The sequence below is a fragment of the Planococcus chinensis genome (assembly GCF_020071995.1).
Classification (GTDB): domain Bacteria; phylum Bacillota; class Bacilli; order Bacillales_A; family Planococcaceae; genus Planococcus; species Planococcus chinensis_A.
This window is the reverse complement of the sequence record NZ_JABWTK010000005.1, coordinates 78,529-93,509: the sequence shown is the minus strand read 5'-3', so window position 1 is coordinate 93,509 and position 14,981 is coordinate 78,529. Positions and strand designations below refer to the sequence as shown.

15 protein-coding genes are annotated in these 14,981 nt (G+C 48.8%); 4 read left to right on the top strand and 11 right to left on the bottom strand.

Annotated features, from left to right (window positions below; genetic code table 11):
• The first annotated feature begins 209 nt into the window (after positions 1-209).
• Entirely contained in the window at positions 210-863 is a 654-nt protein-coding gene (locus HU147_RS09765) for a hypothetical protein (protein ID WP_053166149.1), read from the top strand.
• 90 nt (positions 864-953) lie between these two features.
• Here HU147_RS09765 and HU147_RS09760 read toward each other — a convergent pair whose 3' ends face one another.
• The 4 genes from HU147_RS09760 to HU147_RS09745 form a co-directional block, all read right to left on the bottom strand.
• Positions 954-2,591 carry a thiamine pyrophosphate-binding protein gene (locus tag HU147_RS09760; RefSeq protein WP_224076055.1) on the bottom strand — a complete coding sequence of 546 codons (1,638 nt, stop codon included), beginning with the start codon at positions 2,589-2,591 and terminating at the stop codon, positions 954-956.
• 17 nt (positions 2,592-2,608) lie between these two features.
• Positions 2,609-5,386: a sensor domain-containing phosphodiesterase gene (locus tag HU147_RS09755; protein WP_224076054.1), complete on the bottom strand. Its 2,778-nt coding sequence runs from the start codon at positions 5,384-5,386 to the stop codon at positions 2,609-2,611.
• Positions 5,387-6,094: 708 nt separating this feature from the next.
• Positions 6,095-7,078 (bottom strand): ornithine cyclodeaminase family protein, encoded by a 984-nt coding sequence (locus HU147_RS09750; protein ID WP_224076053.1) that lies wholly within the window; start codon positions 7,076-7,078, stop codon positions 6,095-6,097.
• 26 nt (positions 7,079-7,104) lie between these two features.
• On the bottom strand, positions 7,105-8,409 hold the full coding sequence (locus HU147_RS09745) for an MFS transporter (protein ID WP_224076052.1): 1,305 nt from the start codon (positions 8,407-8,409) through the stop codon (positions 7,105-7,107).
• 201 nt (positions 8,410-8,610) lie between these two features.
• On the opposite strand from HU147_RS09745, the gene HU147_RS09740 reads away from it, so the two are divergent.
• Positions 8,611-9,132 carry a helix-turn-helix domain-containing protein gene (locus HU147_RS09740; protein ID WP_224076051.1) on the top strand — a complete coding sequence of 174 codons (522 nt, stop codon included), beginning with the start codon at positions 8,611-8,613 and terminating at the stop codon, positions 9,130-9,132.
• 12 nt (positions 9,133-9,144) lie between these two features.
• Entirely contained in the window at positions 9,145-9,501 is a 357-nt protein-coding gene (locus tag HU147_RS09735; RefSeq protein ID WP_036802247.1) for a DUF1801 domain-containing protein, read from the top strand.
• Positions 9,502-9,598: 97 nt separating this feature from the next.
• Here HU147_RS09735 and HU147_RS09730 read toward each other — a convergent pair whose 3' ends face one another.
• The 4 genes from HU147_RS09730 to HU147_RS09715 all read right to left on the bottom strand — a co-directional run bounded on the left by HU147_RS09730 (position 9,599) and on the right by HU147_RS09715 (position 12,907).
• Positions 9,599-10,351, bottom strand: coding sequence for a class I SAM-dependent methyltransferase (locus HU147_RS09730; protein WP_224076050.1), 753 nt, complete (start codon positions 10,349-10,351; stop codon positions 9,599-9,601).
• An 81-nt stretch (positions 10,352-10,432) separates the two neighbouring features.
• Positions 10,433-11,455, bottom strand: a complete 1,023-nt coding sequence (locus HU147_RS09725) for an ABC transporter permease (protein WP_224076049.1) — start codon at positions 11,453-11,455, stop codon at positions 10,433-10,435.
• Complete coding sequence (locus HU147_RS09720) at positions 11,452-12,177, bottom strand: ABC transporter ATP-binding protein (protein WP_224076048.1); 726 nt, start codon at positions 12,175-12,177, stop codon at positions 11,452-11,454. Before HU147_RS09720 ends, HU147_RS09725 begins: the two co-directional genes overlap by 4 nt.
• Positions 12,178-12,292: 115 nt before the next feature.
• Complete coding sequence (locus HU147_RS09715; protein WP_036802240.1) at positions 12,293-12,907, bottom strand: 3'-5' exonuclease; 615 nt, start codon at positions 12,905-12,907, stop codon at positions 12,293-12,295.
• A gap of 109 nt (positions 12,908-13,016) precedes the next feature.
• Between HU147_RS09715 and HU147_RS09710 the strand changes: the two genes are divergently transcribed.
• Positions 13,017-13,196 carry a CsbD family protein gene (locus HU147_RS09710; RefSeq protein WP_036802238.1) on the top strand — a complete coding sequence of 60 codons (180 nt, stop codon included), beginning with the start codon at positions 13,017-13,019 and terminating at the stop codon, positions 13,194-13,196.
• 15 nt (positions 13,197-13,211) lie between these two features.
• On the opposite strand, the gene HU147_RS09705 is transcribed toward HU147_RS09710, so the two are convergent.
• From HU147_RS09705 to HU147_RS09695, 3 genes are all read right to left on the bottom strand, one after another.
• Positions 13,212-13,775, bottom strand: a complete 564-nt coding sequence (locus HU147_RS09705) for a GNAT family N-acetyltransferase (RefSeq protein ID WP_224076047.1) — start codon at positions 13,773-13,775, stop codon at positions 13,212-13,214.
• Positions 13,776-13,936: 161 nt separating this feature from the next.
• On the bottom strand, positions 13,937-14,671 hold the full coding sequence (locus HU147_RS09700; protein WP_224076046.1) for an SIS domain-containing protein: 735 nt from the start codon (positions 14,669-14,671) through the stop codon (positions 13,937-13,939).
• 30 nt (positions 14,672-14,701) lie between these two features.
• On the bottom strand, positions 14,702-14,968 hold the full coding sequence (locus tag HU147_RS09695; protein WP_263427806.1) for a phosphocarrier protein HPr: 267 nt from the start codon (positions 14,966-14,968) through the stop codon (positions 14,702-14,704).
• Positions 14,969-14,981: the final 13 nt, after the last annotated feature.

Here is a 14,981-nt window from a genome sequence, read left to right as displayed (position 1 = left end):
TTTTACATCTACTGTCTCTGGGTTTTTGTGAAAGTTACGGGTAAGTTCGGCTCATTTTTGCAGTTCCACTGTTTAAATCATATCCTTTTCAGATTACATTAGCCTATCCTTCAGTATTTGAAAAGAGGAATATTTTTACTGGGACGTTTGCGCTATAATGGAATGAATAGGAAACTGCATCCATTCTTTTTTACAGGGAGGAATAAAACATGAGAGAGTTGTCATCCGAATCATCTCCAAAAGATGCAAAAGCATTAACAAAGGTTGAGTTGATGGACCAGCGCATTGTATCCACTGAACAAATTGATGGACCAGCAATTTGTGCTGTCATCCGCGAAGTATACGGCTTGGATTTGTCCAAAGCCCCTTTGCTGGATAAAAACTTTGCCGAGCGTGTAGCCGTCGCGTTTCCAGGTGCAAGCGATCTTTCTGCAGCTGCGGTGGATCTGTACATAGCAGAAAACCGCAAACCGTCAACAGGAGCAGAAGTCCGCGCCGTATTGAACCATATATTCGGCACCAACCTTGAAGGCATTTCCCAATTGCATGAACGGCGAATTTCACTTTATTCCAAAGACCAATGGATTGTACAAAACCAGAAAGACTTGTTTATCGTCCATACTGGAAAAAACGACATCGATGTAAAAGTGATTCCGACTCCTTATTTCATCGAAAAAACCGGCAAGAAGCAGCTGCCGGAAGAACTCCAACAAGCATTGGACAATTTGGGCTTCACTTATGACGAAAAAATTGGCGCCTATTATTACGCCAATCCAAGCGGCCAATCCGTGCCAGACCAATTCAAGCGCCAAACCATGGGCGCCATCCATCAGACCATCCAGGCATCTTATACCGAGTTATAGAAAAATCCCCTTTTCAATTTTTGAAAAGGGGATTTATTTTATCTCGATTTAACAACCAAAGGCAGAACTGCCCGCTGATTGGTGTGTCTTTTATTTTCCGAACGAAGACAAGAATTTTACGCGGTCGCCCATTGGCGGCGTGTTGTTGTCGACAAGCGCCACTTCCAGGACTGCCGGGCCGTTCATGTTCATCAGGTTTTCGAGAATTTCCGGATTCAAGTCGCCCATGCCGTCCACGCGGTAGCTCGGGATGTTCATCGCTTTTGCCATTGCTGAAATATCGATCGGCTCCTGCTCGAACGAAGCATGGACCCGTTTGAACTGCAAGGCGTGTCCGTGGTAGACCATACCGAGGCGGGCGTTGTTCATGACCACAAACAGGATCGGCAAATTGTATTCTTTTGCCGTCAAAATCTCCATGCCGTGCATAAAGAAACAGCCGTCTCCCGTAATCGCGACAGTCGGGCGCTCCGGTTCTGCGAACTTCGAGCCGATGGCGGCGCTAAGCCCGCTTCCCATAGCTCCGAAATGGACATTGATGTCAAATGTGCCTTCATCGAGCACTTTCATATGGTGGATGACGTACGCCATAAATTCGCCGATGTCGATGGTGTAGCGCGTTGAAGCCGGCAAGTATTCCTGAAGCTTCAGCAAAACGTTTTTCGTGCTGTATTCTTCAAGCTCTTCTTCTTTTTCCGCCAATTCAAGCGGCTTCAGCGGCTTCGCTGTTAGCCCAAGCGCCTTCAATTCTTCAATCAAAAATACCAGGCTTAATTGAATGTCCCCTAAAACCGGCACATCCACTTCGTATTTGCGGTTAAAGACCGATGCATCAAAATCGAGTTGAACAAGGAAGCGGTCTTGCGCCATATTGGCGTTGTAGTTGTTTGTCGCTGTCTCTCCGAGGCTTGAACCAACCACAAGAAGGGTGTTGGCATCGCCTTCGTTCATCAAGGTTGAGGCACTCTCGCTTCCGGCAAACCCGAAAATCCCGGCAAACAATGGATGGTCGTGGCGGATGATCCCTTTTGCCTGCGGCGAAACCATGATCGGCCAGCCGAGCAATTCTGCCAGTTCAATCAATGCTTCCGTAGAATTTCGAGCGCCTTGCCCTGCAAAAATATAGCCGCTCTTACGTTCTGCCATTTCCTTTGCAGCTTTTTTAATCGCTTCGAGATCCGGTGTCATGCTTTCCCGCTTTATTGGAGCCGGAATCTTCACTTCTCCTACCGGGCTGTGCTGGATGTCGATTGGCATGGCCACATGGACTGGACCCGGTACGCCGGAAATCGCAATTTCAACTGCCTTGACGATTTCAGCCAGCAAGTCTTTGCTGTCTGTAACCGTCACGCTGTATTTGGTGACCGATTTGAATACCGGATCTGCATCCAATTCCTGCGACGCATTCAAGCCCATTGTACTCACCGGGACGGCGCCTGTTAAAAACAGAACGGGCAAATGCTCACGCATGGCATTTGCCGCGCCCGTGACGAGGTTTGTGCCTCCTGGTCCGCTGCTGCCGATGCAGACGCTCAATTGATTGCTGTATTTGGCATAAGAAGCAGCCATGTAGCCGGCAGCGCCTTCGTGTTTTGTGACAACTGGTGTAATTTCTGGCATATCGTAAAGCTCATTGAAAAATCCATTGACGGAACCTGCTGGAATACCGAATACGTGTTTAACTCCCATGCCTTGCAAATACTCCAATACTGAGCGAACTGCTTTCATTTTTAAAGCCCCCTGGTTTAATGTAATGTACTGTTGTTGATAAAATATTTCTCGGCAAAATCTGATGCTTTGACCGGTTTGCTGAAGAAAAACCCTTGCATGATATAGCAGTCTTTGGACATCAGGAAATCCAATTGCTCCTGAGTCTCCACCCCTTCTGCGATAACATTCAGTTTCAAATTTTGTGCCAATGTAATAATGGTGTCGGTAATGGCCGCATTGTCGCTGTCATGTTCGATATCCTGGACAAAGGACCGGTCGATTTTGAGTGCATCGATCGGGAAGTTTTTCAAATACCCCAACGATGAATAGCCGGTGCCAAAATCATCAATGGCAATTTTCACGCCGAGCTTCTTTAATTCCTTCATTTTTTTGATCGTCACGCCGGTATTGCGGATCAATTGATTTTCGGTCAGTTCGATATGAAGGCATTCCGGATCGATTTTCTGCTCTTTGATGATTGCCTCGACCATGGAGACCAAATTGTCTTCTTCAAATTGGCGTCCGGATAAATTCACCGAAATGCTCAACTCGGTATGTCCCTCGGCATGCCATTTCATCAATTGCCGGCACGCATTTTCCAGCACCCATTTGCCGATTGGAATGATTAGTCCGGTTTCTTCCGCCAGCGGGATGAAGTTCACCGGAGAAACCATGCCTTCTGTCGGATGAATCCAACGGAGCAGCGCTTCGGCACCGATCAAGGTGTTCGTTTTGCTGTCGATTTGAGGCTGGTAGTAAATCTCGAGCTCCTCATTGTCCAAGGCTTTGTACAGCGCATTTTCCAATTTGATGCTTTCAAGGTTCCGGTTGCTCATTTCGCTTTCAAAAAAGTGATAATAGGTCCCAGATTTTTCTTTCGATTTATACATGGCTGCATCCGCGTTTTTAATGAGGACTTCAGCCGTATCGCCGTCTTGCGGATACATGCTGATGCCGATGCTTGTTTTGATGTAAACTTCGGTGCCTTTCAGCGAGTAAGGCTTCGAAAAAGAATCCATGACTTGCTCGAGGAGCGGCAACACATCTTTTTTGCAGTTTATTTCCGGCAAAATGATGGTAAACTCATCGCCTCCCTGGCGTGATACAATGGCGTTTTTTGGAATGCTTCTCCGCAGGCGTTCAGCGGATTCACGCAGCAAAATGTCGCCGTAACTGTGCCCCAGGCTATCATTGATCAGTTTAAAGCGGTCCAGGTCCAAATAAAGAACTGCCAGTTTTTTGCCTCTCGCCTTGGATTTATCCAGCATTTGTTTCAAACGGTCATTCAGCAGCACCCGGTTCGGCAAATCGGTCAAGCTGTCATAATAAGCCAAGTATTTGATTTCTTCTTCTAGTTTCATCCGTTCGGAGATGTCTTTGAACGACACAACTTCGCCCAGCACTCGGCTCCCGTCTTTAATAGAAGAAATGACGTATTCAACGGAAAAGCTTGATTTGTCTTTTTTGAAAAACTGCTGATTCGGTTCAAAAAGAGCCGTTTCGGAAATCGCCGGCTTTTTCTTGCCGAAAATGATGTCGGAGCTTTTGCCGATCAGTTCGCCGGATTCGTAGCCAAGCATCGATTCGCTGGCAGGATTGCAGAAGGTGATTTTCCCTTCCAAATCCAAACCGAATAATCCGTCTCCTGCGGAGTTCAAAATCAACTCCCGTTCGCGGCTCAAATTTCCCAGTTCGGCTACTACCCGTTCCAATTCATTGTTCTTGATCCGAATTTCCGAAGTCCGTTCTTCAATGATGACTTCCTGCTTTTCCATATACAGCAGATTCGATAAGGTCGCCGCGGTGGCATCTGCCAAAGACTGGGCCAGCTGCATGTCCGCTTCCGCAAATGAAAGTTCTTCTTTTTCCAATTCCGGAACCGCCAGTGCCCCTAACACTTCCCCCATGGCAATCAACGGCATCATGAACATGCCCTTGATGCCGAAATTGGCGCAGACTTCATGGTTTGGCCGGTCGTCTTCGAACACATTCGGAATGAGCAAAGGCTTTTTCGTGCGGATCACTTCCTGGAATACTGCGTCATTGGCGGGATCAAGCGGCGCTTTCGTGTGCGTCGCCAGCCAGTCTTCTTCGGACCAGTCGCTGTCTTTGCTTAGCGTGGTCGGTTCAATTTTCTTTTCAGCTAAAGGCTCCAGAAGATGCACGCCCACATTGTAGTTGTTCAGCACATCGCCGACGTAGGAAAAGCATTTGTCCAGCGCTTGCGGCATTGTCGAACACATCGACAATTCCCGCGTAAAGTCCAGCAGCACCTGTTTTTCAGCCAGCAGGTTTTCCTTGCGGGTCAAGTTGGTGGCATTGCGGATGGCAACGCCTGCCATATTGACGTAAGCTTCCACTGTCTGGATTTCATCTTCTTTTAAATTCATCGGGATTCCGTAGTCAAATAAAAACACCAGACCAAACAATTCATCTTCATATGTGATGGGCAATCCAAGCAACGATTTAATTTGGAAACCTGCAACCGCCCGATGATCCGGCCGATCATCTTTGGAGGTATCCGGAATGTAAATCGTTTTCTTTGTTTCGATCACTTCTTTTGCCAACAAATCATATTCCGTATCGATGAAATGCATATCCAGGGTCATGCCATTTATGATTTCCGGTTTGCCGACAAAGCCGCGGAAATCCCCATTCTCTTCAGGCAAGTAAATGCCGACCGAATCACACTGCACAATTTCTTCGGAAATCGCAGTGATGACGTGTTCAAGCACTTCTCTCAATTCAAGTTTTGTATTGATTAATTTGGTGATTTGAGCCAGCCGAGAATATCGTGTCTGTTCTTTTCGCATCCATACGCTCCCCAGTTCTATGATTAATCGGTTCGATTTCAGAATCCGTTCCAATAAATGTATTTTATCTCTTTATTTTAACACTTTTATGCAACGAATCTACTGTTTTATTGTAAAGTTTTTAACACATACTACCATTGAATATAGTTATTTTGGCTGAAAATTACATCCTCCTAATGTACTGATTATTTCATTTTGTCTATATAAAAAAGTAATTATCCTGCAAATACGAAAGGCTGTCCGCATTTGCGGACAGCCTGAGTTTGTAGACAAAAGAATTTTTACGCATAAGAAATGAATGAACATACAACAGGGCATCTCGGATCCTCCGTTTCAGCCGGACGCGTTCTGCGGGCTCGCGCCGAACTAACTCGGAACGTGCGTCCCGAGTGGATTTCGGCACTTCGCTATCCCGCAGGAGTCGCCGGCTTCCACTTTGGATAATCAGCGTAAAGGCTATCCAGAGTTGCCACTTTTCTTCTCCAACTAAACGGTTGGGCTTCAATCGGATTATCGTTCACTTTCATATCAAAGAGAGCCGCCCCAACCGGTTCGGCCACGAAGACTCCTGTGGGACAGCGAAAGCTGAAGACCCCGGAGGTGCGAAGCGGCGAGGAGGCTGAAGCTGAGCCCACGGAAAGCGAAGTGGCCGGTCCGGTTGGTTTTATGTATTTCTATTCATTTAATTTATACTTTGCGGACAGCCTCTTACATTTCTACTTCTATTCCGGAATCCGATGCTTTCGCTTTTGCAAAAACCCCTTTTGCGACAGCGAGATCAAAATAGGCGGCTCCGACCGATTTAAAGAACGTGATTTCTTCAGCTGACTGGCGTCCGGCTTTTTCGCCGACTGCCAGGTCGCCAAGTTCGGCATACATATTGTCGAACGACCAATCCCCGCTTTCTGCACAATGGATCAGTTCACCGGCTTCGTCTTTTACGCCAACTAAATCATCGGCAATGATTTTATCAGCCCGCTCTACGGTGAGTTCGTCCACTTCGCGCATGCTTGGCAAATAAGAGCCGACGCCGTTAATATGGGTGCCGGGCTTTAAATCCCTTCCATCAAATACGGGGTTATCGGAACGCGTGGCACAGCAGAGGATGTCTGCTTGTTTGACGGCCTTCTGAACATCCGTTTCGACTTCGTAAGGAATTTCAACGCCGAATGCTTTCAGTTTTCCGCCGAAAGCCTCCGCTTTTTCAGGCGTTCGGTTCACCAGGATGATGCGTTCTATTGCCCGGACTTCCAGCACGCCAAGCACTTGCTCAAACGCCATCGCCCCTGTGCCGATGACAGTCAGGACGCGGCTATCCGTTCTCGCCAGGCGCTCTGTTGCAATGGCGCTTAGTGCACCTGTCCGCAAGCGCGTCAGGTAAGACGCCGTCATGAGTGCCACGTGTTCACCGTTCGTTGCATCCGACAATAGGATCATGCCTTGTGTCGTCGGTTTTCCTTGCGCCGGGTTTTCCGGAAAGATGGTGACCACTTTCACGCCGGCGATGTCGCCCACTAAATCGGCACTCGGCATATACAAGGATGATGCCTGGCGTTCCGGGAAATCCAAAACGGTACGGTGTGGATTGTTGATTTTGCCTTGCTGTTTTGCCGTCAAAATGGCCGTGATGTCTTGGATGGCATCTGCCATGTTATACAATTTCTGAATCTGTTGTTCATTGATGATGAGCATGGTTGTCCTCCCTTGAAGAAAGCGGCTTATACGCGGCTTTCTTTCGCCGCCACTTTCGGTGCTGGCTGTTTGCCGCTCAAATCTTTCACTGCCCAGATTGAGACAAGTGAGATCAGTGCAGTGAAGATGATGTAAATCGCAACTGGCACATATGAATTATCAAAGTTTGCAAGCAATGCCGTCGCGACGAGCGGTGCTGTTCCGCCTGCCAGAGCTGCACCAATCTGGTAGCCGAGTGTAACACCTGTGTAGCGGACTTTGGCGTCAAAAATTTCCGAAAACATGGTGCCGAGAACGGCAGTAATCGGTGCCCAGATAATGCCCAGGCCGATAATGGTTGCTACGACCAGCAACAGGACGGAGCCTTGGTGCAGCATCCAGAAATACGGGAACGCGTAAAGAGCCATCGCCACTGCTCCGGCAATATACATTTTCTTGCGTCCAATTTTATCGGACAGCGAGCCCATAATCGGAATCAAAATCGTCGTGATGACTGTCGCAATCATTACCGAACCCAAAGTCGCAGTTTGCGAAAAGCCAAGATTCGTGGTGGCGTACGATACTACGAACGTCCCGAAAATATAGAATGGGGCGGTTTCCACCACTTTCGCTCCAATTGCAATCAGCACTTCGCGCCAGTGGTATTTCAGCGTATCAACAATCGGCAGTTTCGGAATTTCGCCCGATGCCTGTACAGCTTTGAATTCCGGTGTTTCATCGATGCCTTTACGGATCCATAAACCGAAAATAACCAGGAATGCGCTCAAGATGAACGGCACGCGCCAGCCCCATGTCATGAATGCCCCGTTCGGCAGCAACGTCATGATCCAAAGCGCCAGCGTTCCCATGACCATCCCGATCGTAACGCCCATTTGCGGAATGCTGCCGAAAAATCCGCGTCTTTCAGGCGGTGCGTATTCCGTCGCAAGCAACAGCGCCCCTCCCCATTCGCCGCCGATTCCAAGGCCTTGCACCAAACGCAGCGTGATCAATAGGATGGGTGCCCAAATGCCGATTGCCTGATAGGTCGGCAGCAGACCCATGCCAAATGTGGCAAGCCCCATCAAGCTTAGCGTAATGACCAAGGTTTTCTTGCGCCCAATGCGGTCGCCGATATGGCTGAAGATGATGCCGCCAAACGGACGGATGAAGAACGATAATGCAAATGAGGCGTAAGCGAGCATCAGCCCGACTGTCGGGTCCTCGTTGACGAAAAATAATTGGTTAAATACAAGTGCTGCCATTGTTCCATATAAAAAATAATCAAACCATTCAATCGAACTTCCCACTAAACTTGCCGTCAATACCCGCCGTGTTTGCTTCTTGTCCAAACTGACTCCCCCTTGTGTTTATTCGAATTGAAGTAGCACTTCAATTTCTCCCATGTTCCTATCTTATTCAGTTCCAAATTTTCTGTCAACGACTTTTTTCAGTGGTGGGCTTTTAGCAAGTACGTTATGATAAAGGGAACTTCAGTTTGAAAGCAGACTGATGAAAAGGATAGAACGATTAGAGTAAGGCGGGGAATGGTTATGCCAACGAGTTCAATTGGCTTTACGCTGAAAGATCTTCGCAAAAAGCGAAAAATGACATTAAAAGAATTGGCTGATGAAACCGGTGTGTCCATCAGTTTCCTGTCTCAAGTGGAACGGGGAAAATCAAGCGTCACGCTGGAATCGCTGCGGAAGATTTCCGATGCTTTGAATGTGGATCCCAGTGCATTCTTTGCTGAAGGCGATACTGAACGGGATGAGCTGGCAATGCGGCTGGAACGGTTTTATTATAAGGACTTATCGAATGGCGTGGAAGAAGCGGACTTTTCTCCGATTCTTGTCACGTTGCATCCCGGGGAAAACGAAGGCAATGCGTTTTCCCATCACGGCTATGAATTTATTTTCGTCGTGGAAGGTGTATTGACTGTCGAAGTGGACGGCCGGCAATATGAACTCGGCGAACAGCAATCGACGATGTTCGATGCGCGCCAAACGCATTACTGGTTCAATCTGACCGACCGCGACGTGCGCTTTCTGGTGGTTTCATCCAAAACGAAATGAGGAGAGTGTCCGATGAACGTACAGCTTAATCCAGCAGTCGACCAATACATCGAAGAACTTCCAGAGCATGTCCAGCAACTGGCAATGGAATTGCGAGGCTTGATTTTCGAAGTTTCCGAGAGCATGACCGAAGAAATCAAATGGGGCAAACCTTCTTATTCACGCGACGGCTTGGTATGCTACTTGCAAACCGCTAAAAGCCATATCAATTTCGGCTTTTACCAAGGCGCCCAACTGGATGACCGGGAAGGCCTGCTTGAAGGCGACGGCACGAAGATGCGCCATATCCGCGTCCGGAAGCTTGCCGACATCCAGCCGGGACCGTTCAAAAACTTAATTTGGGAAGCGATTGATTTTAATCAGCGCTAAAAAGGATGGCTCCCGGGGCCATCCTTTTTTGTTGGTTATCCCCATGTTCGGGTTGATTACACCTAACATTTATCTCCTTACGCTCCGAATCACCGTTTTATTTCATCGCTTCAAACGTGATGCACTGCCCCGCTCCAGTCGGAGACTCCCTGTACCGGTAATCGGTTGAAAGCGTGATAGCCGTAAATCCGATCTGTTCCAGCAGCAGCTTAAATTCCGCTACACCGTACCAGCGCATCGGAAAGCGCTCCAGTTCAGTTTCGATCAGCTTGCCGTCCCGCCACTTTTCGTAGCGGTTGTGTGAAATGGTGTATTGGTTGACCCAATCCACTTCAACTTTTTTGCTTTCCAGCGTCATGATGTCCCCATTTTCGAGGCTCCACGTGCGCGTCGAACTTTTCTCCAGCTCGATATTCCCCGGCAAATACAAATCAACGATGAACCGGCCGCCGTTTTCCAGGTGATGATGGAAGTTGTGTAAAGCTTGCAGCGATTGCTCCCGTTCATGCAGCAGCAGAAACGTGCCGGTCGGAAGAATGATCGCCCCGTATTTCCGGCCAGCTGTAAACGACTCCATCCGTTCTTCAAACAGTTCAGGATGGAGCCCTCTTATACGGCAATTGTCCCGGCACTTCGCAAGCATTTCCGGCGATACATCAAAGCCGTCCACTTCAAATCCGGCTTGGAGCAGCGGAATCATCATGCGACCGGTGCCAACCGCCGGTTCCAAAATCCGCCCAGCTGTTCCTTTCAGCCGCTCCAGATAATACTCGATATCGCCGAACGAACTGCCGACCGGTTTGTCCAGGTCGTATACTTCTGTCGATAATTTACTGTAGTAATTCAGCAATGTGCATGTCTCCCTTGTTCTTCCCCTCCTTTTGGAAGGGTTCTTCCTAACTTCCAAAATACAGAAAGTCCAATCAAGCCGTTACAATTTCCGATGTCTTCTCAATACCACAAGATTCAGCACAATAAAGACGGACGCAAAAATCACCAATGCCAGCAGGTCGCCGCTGATTTCATGGAAGCCCTGCCCTTTGTACATGACCGCTTTCAAGGCGTCCGCCGCATAGTAGATCGGCATGATGCGGCCGATTGCCTGCAGCCAGTCTGCCAGCCCTTCGACCGGGAAAATGCCGGCAAAAAAGATTTGCGGCACGACCACAATCGGGATGAATTGGACCATCTGGAATTCAGAAGATGCAAAGGTCGACAATAAAATACCGAGCGATAATGCCACTAATGCCAGCAGTAAATTGATGAGAAGCACATGCCACACCGAGCCGACCAAGACCACATCCAGCACCGTAATCGAAAACGCCACCACAATGACCGTCTGAATGACCGCGAAAATGCCAAATCCGATTAAATAGGCCGCAATCAGCTCTCCTTTGCGGATGGGCGTCGCCATCAAACGCTCCAGCGTACCGGATACCCGTTCCTTTAACAAGCCGATCCCGGAAATCAAAAAGACGAAAAAGAACACAAAAAAGCCGATTAATACCGGCGACAGCACATCGAAAAATTCCGTGTCGCTGCTGCCGTAAATATACGCGGTTTCGAGCGGTATGGGCTGAGTTTGTCCAGAAGCCAGCAAAACCGTCTGGCTGACATGCGCCAGCAAATTTTTCGCCAGCGACGGATCGTCATTCAGCAAGGTTAAAGTCATCCTGCCGCTTTCCAATGCCAGCAAGCCGTCCAAATCTTCTTCTATCACCGTTTCTTCCGTCGCTTGGCCGTAAGAGGTGATGATCATCCCTCTTTCTTCCAGAGCCATAGCCAACGATTCCGGAACATCCACTGTCCCAAGTTCCGGCTGAACCGTGTTGCCGTTGAAAAAGAAGTACATGAGCGTCAGGACAAATAACGGCGCAAGAAACAGCAACGCCAAGGTCCGCTTGTCCCGCAGCATTTGTTTGATAATCCGGCGCACCAACGCGGCAATTCTCATCGCTGCTCCCTCCCCGCTTTTAGGAAGGCTTCTTCTAATTGATCGACGCCGTAATGGCGCTTCAATTCAGCTGGTGTGCCGCTCGCCAAAATGGCACCGTCCCGCACCATTGCCACCTGGTCGCATTTTTCCGCTTCGTCCATGACATGCGTCGTGATGAGGATGGTTTTTTGCTGTTCGCTTTTCAAATGAAACAATTCGTTCCAGATGGCTACGCGCAGTTCCGGATCAATCCCCACTGTCGGTTCATCAAGAATCAGGATTTTCGGATCGTGCACCAATGCAATCGCGAGCGACAGCCTGCGCTTCATGCCGCCTGAATAAGCCGATACTTTCTTTCCAAGGTCACCAGACAGTTTGACCAGGTCCGCCGCATAGGCAATGCGTTTTTTCATATGGAATTTTTTCATCGGATACAGCGATGCAAAAAAGTCCAGGTTTTCCTTGCCGGTGAGCTCGGGATACAAGGCATCAGACTGCGCCATATAGCCAATCTCATTCAGCAATTCCAGATCCGGGACTTTCACATCGAGCACCCGGACCGTACCTGAATCCGGTGCATCAATGCCGACGATCATTTTCACCAAAGTGGTCTTTCCCGATCCCGATGGTCCGATCAATCCGTAAATCCGGCCTTCCGCAATCGACAAATTGATTTCCTGCAACACGGTTTTCTTGCCGAAGCTTTTGCTGACGTTTTTCAACTCAATGCTGGCGTTCATGGACAAGCCCCCATTTCAAAAACGAATGCGTGATTACTCTGTATTTTACTCTTTTCCGCTCTGATTCACAGCCGCTTAGGCAATAAAAAAACAATCTCCACTAAGGAGATTGCTCTTATCGTTTCATTCGGCTGATGCAATACTGGTAGATTTCCGCTGTCACCAGGCAATCGCCTAATGCATCGTGGGCATTGTGCTCAAGCTGCAGGTATTGCGCTAAAGTTCCCAGCTTATGGTTCGGTGTTTCGCGGATGACTTTCCGCGCCAGCTTCACTGTATCGATGACCGTGTACTCCGGAATCGGCGTGATTTTATCGAGGGCATACAAAAAGCCCATATCAAACGGTGCGTTGTGCGCCACGAGCGGCAGCCCTTCGATAAACTCGATCAAGTCGTGCGCCACTTCGTCAATTGTCGGCGCATCCTGGACGTCTTGGTTTTTAATGCCGGTGATGCGCGTAATGGTCGGAGAAATGTATTGTTCCGGATTGATCAGCAAGTACATCGTGTCTTCCCGGTTGTGGCCGATGTATTTCACTGCCCCAATCTGGATGATTTTATCGCTTCCTGCCCGCAGGCCGGTTGTTTCAAAATCCAGGACGACGTAATTTTCCACCAGTTCCATGCTCGGTTTGTATTTCTTCGGGCTCGGCGCCTGGTTCCGCGTCCATTTTGGGCGGGTTTCCCGCATTTTCTGTTCCAGAATCTGTCTCGGGTCTCGTTTTTCCATGCCGTCCCTCCTTCCAATTAAACTTTCTCTCCATTGTACCGGAAAAAGTTTAAAATTTCCGTTCTGGTGCTATACAAAGAGTAAGAAACTTCAATAGGAGGCGTCTAAAATGGCCCGTGACAAAGGGTTCTCAGACAAACTGAAAAGCGTCGTCAGCCGGACAAAAGGTGAGGTCAAAGATCAAGTCGGCAATGCTACAGACAATCCGCGCCTGCAGAATGAAGGAAAGTTCGACAAGACCAAAGGCAAATTCCAAAAGACCATCGGAAAACTGAAACGCGGTTCTTAACTTCCAACATCCAGCTTATTGCTGGGTGTTTTTTATTCGATTGTGCCACTCTTCGGCCAGCATGCCGTAAACGACGTGGTCAACGTAATGGTCGTACAGCCATTCTGCCTGGCGGATGGTGCCTTCCTCTACATAGCCAAGGCGCTCTGGGATGCTGCGGCTTTTCTGGTTGCCGACAGCGGCGCGGATTTCCACTCTGTTCAGCTTCAACTCGTCAAATGCATATTCGGTAAATGCTTTTACGACGCGCGTCATGATGCCATGGCCCTGATATTGCGGCGCAAGCCAATAGCCGATCGAAGCCGCTTTGTTCGCCTGGCTGATGCTGTTGAAACCGCCCATCCCCACGATTTCCCCTTCAAACAAAATAGCGGCGTTCAAGGTTTTGCCTTCTGCGAAATTGCTTCTGCCTGCTTTAATAAAATCCTGCGTGTCTTCTACTTTCGCAGTGAAATCCACCCACGGAAGCCATTCTTTCAAATACTCGCGCGAGCTGTCCGTCAATTCGAAAATCCGCTCTGCGTCTTTCAGTTCCGGAAGTTTCAACGCCAACTCATCGTCAATTTTATGTATAAACATGCCATTTCCCCCTTAGATTTACTTTATATAGTAGCACAACCGGGTTTATTCGTGCTTGTGAAAATTTGCTCGCGTTGCTGAGGATTTATTCGCGCTGCTCCGTTTTCACTTGAAAAGCAAAAAAAACAGATTCCAAGTAGTTGCTTGGAATCTGCTGCTTCTCATGCCAACGCCGCAATGCGCTCTTTGTATTTTTCAATCAGGCGGTTGTTGTGGTCGTCGGCGCCGTCGATATTGCCGCTGAGGAAAACCGGCGGCTCGAAACTGTTGTCGGCCATTTGCTGGATTGCTTCAGCGAATATGGCGTTCAGGATGGTGGCGCCAACTACGGTCGAAGTCGGACCAAAAGGCACTTGGACGTTTTCTGTTTGGAGTACGGCATCACCCACTACGGAATGGTTGTTGATGGCAAGATCCACGGCATCGTGCAGGTGTTTGCCGCTCCGGTGCCGCGATGTTTGGCTGTTGGCGTATTCCAGCGACGTCAGTGCAATGGTGAATGCACCGGCTTCGCTGGCTGCCAAAGCGAAATCGATTGGCACGGGATTGCGTCCGGATGTGGACAATACAAACACCACGTCTTCCGGACGAAAATCCTGCTCCGCCAGTACTTCTTCGGCGTAGTCGTTTCGCCGCTCAAGCTGCGAAGAACGGACTGCGCCTTCATGAAGCATCAGCGCTTCAATGAAAATCGGCTTGACCGGAACGAGCCCGCCTGCCCGGTAGAAAACTTCCTCGGTGAGAATGTGGGAATGGCCGCAGCCGAAAAGCTGGATAATGCCTCCGTTTTGGATAGCTATTGCCACTTTTCTTGCCGCTTCGGCCATCGCTTCAGCTTCCTGTTCTTCGACAAGCCGCAGCCGTTCGCGTGCTTTTTCAAAGTATGCCGTCAGCATGTAGCATCCACTCCTGTCTTTAATGAATGCTTAGGCACCAAGGCCTTCGCCTACGATGAGTTCGTCGACTGCAGCCATCAATTTTTCTTCGTCTTTGCCGTCTGCAATGATTTTGATTTCCTTGCCTTTGGAAATGCCAAGCGACATGACGCCCATGATGGATTTCATATTCACTTGCTTGTCTTTAAACTCCAATTTCACGTCAGCTGAGAATGGTGTTACGGTCTGCACAAGGCGTGAAGCCGGGCGTGCGTGAAGGCCCTCGTCGCTTGTAATGGTATAGTTTTTTTCAATCATGTTGTTCAGTTCT

Bases quoted from the DNA above. Each gene is read 5' to 3' on its own strand.
- HU147_RS09715 (WP_036802240.1), bottom strand. From the start codon at position 12,907: ATGGAAAAACGAGACCCGAGACAGATTCTGGAACAGAAAATGCGGGAA.
- HU147_RS09765 (WP_053166149.1), top strand. From the start codon at position 210: ATGAGAGAGTTGTCATCCGAATCATCTCCAAAAGATGCAAAAGCATTA.
- HU147_RS09700 (WP_224076046.1), bottom strand. From the start codon at position 14,671: ATGCTGACGGCATACTTTGAAAAAGCACGCGAACGGCTGCGGCTTGTC.
- HU147_RS09710 (WP_036802238.1), top strand. From the start codon at position 13,017: ATGGCCCGTGACAAAGGGTTCTCAGACAAACTGAAAAGCGTCGTCAGC.
- HU147_RS09720 (WP_224076048.1), bottom strand. From the start codon at position 12,177: ATGAACGCCAGCATTGAGTTGAAAAACGTCAGCAAAAGCTTCGGCAAG.
- HU147_RS09740 (WP_224076051.1), top strand. From the start codon at position 8,611: ATGCCAACGAGTTCAATTGGCTTTACGCTGAAAGATCTTCGCAAAAAG.
- HU147_RS09760 (WP_224076055.1), bottom strand. From the start codon at position 2,591: ATGAAAGCAGTTCGCTCAGTATTGGAGTATTTGCAAGGCATGGGAGTT.
- HU147_RS09750 (WP_224076053.1), bottom strand. From the start codon at position 7,078: ATGCTCATCATCAATGAACAACAGATTCAGAAATTGTATAACATGGCA.
- HU147_RS09695 (WP_263427806.1), bottom strand. From the start codon at position 14,968: ATGATTGAAAAAAACTATACCATTACAAGCGACGAGGGCCTTCACGCA.
- HU147_RS09735 (WP_036802247.1), top strand. From the start codon at position 9,145: ATGAACGTACAGCTTAATCCAGCAGTCGACCAATACATCGAAGAACTT.
- HU147_RS09755 (WP_224076054.1), bottom strand. From the start codon at position 5,386: ATGCGAAAAGAACAGACACGATATTCTCGGCTGGCTCAAATCACCAAA.
- HU147_RS09705 (WP_224076047.1), bottom strand. From the start codon at position 13,775: ATGTTTATACATAAAATTGACGATGAGTTGGCGTTGAAACTTCCGGAA.
- HU147_RS09725 (WP_224076049.1), bottom strand. From the start codon at position 11,455: ATGAGAATTGCCGCGTTGGTGCGCCGGATTATCAAACAAATGCTGCGG.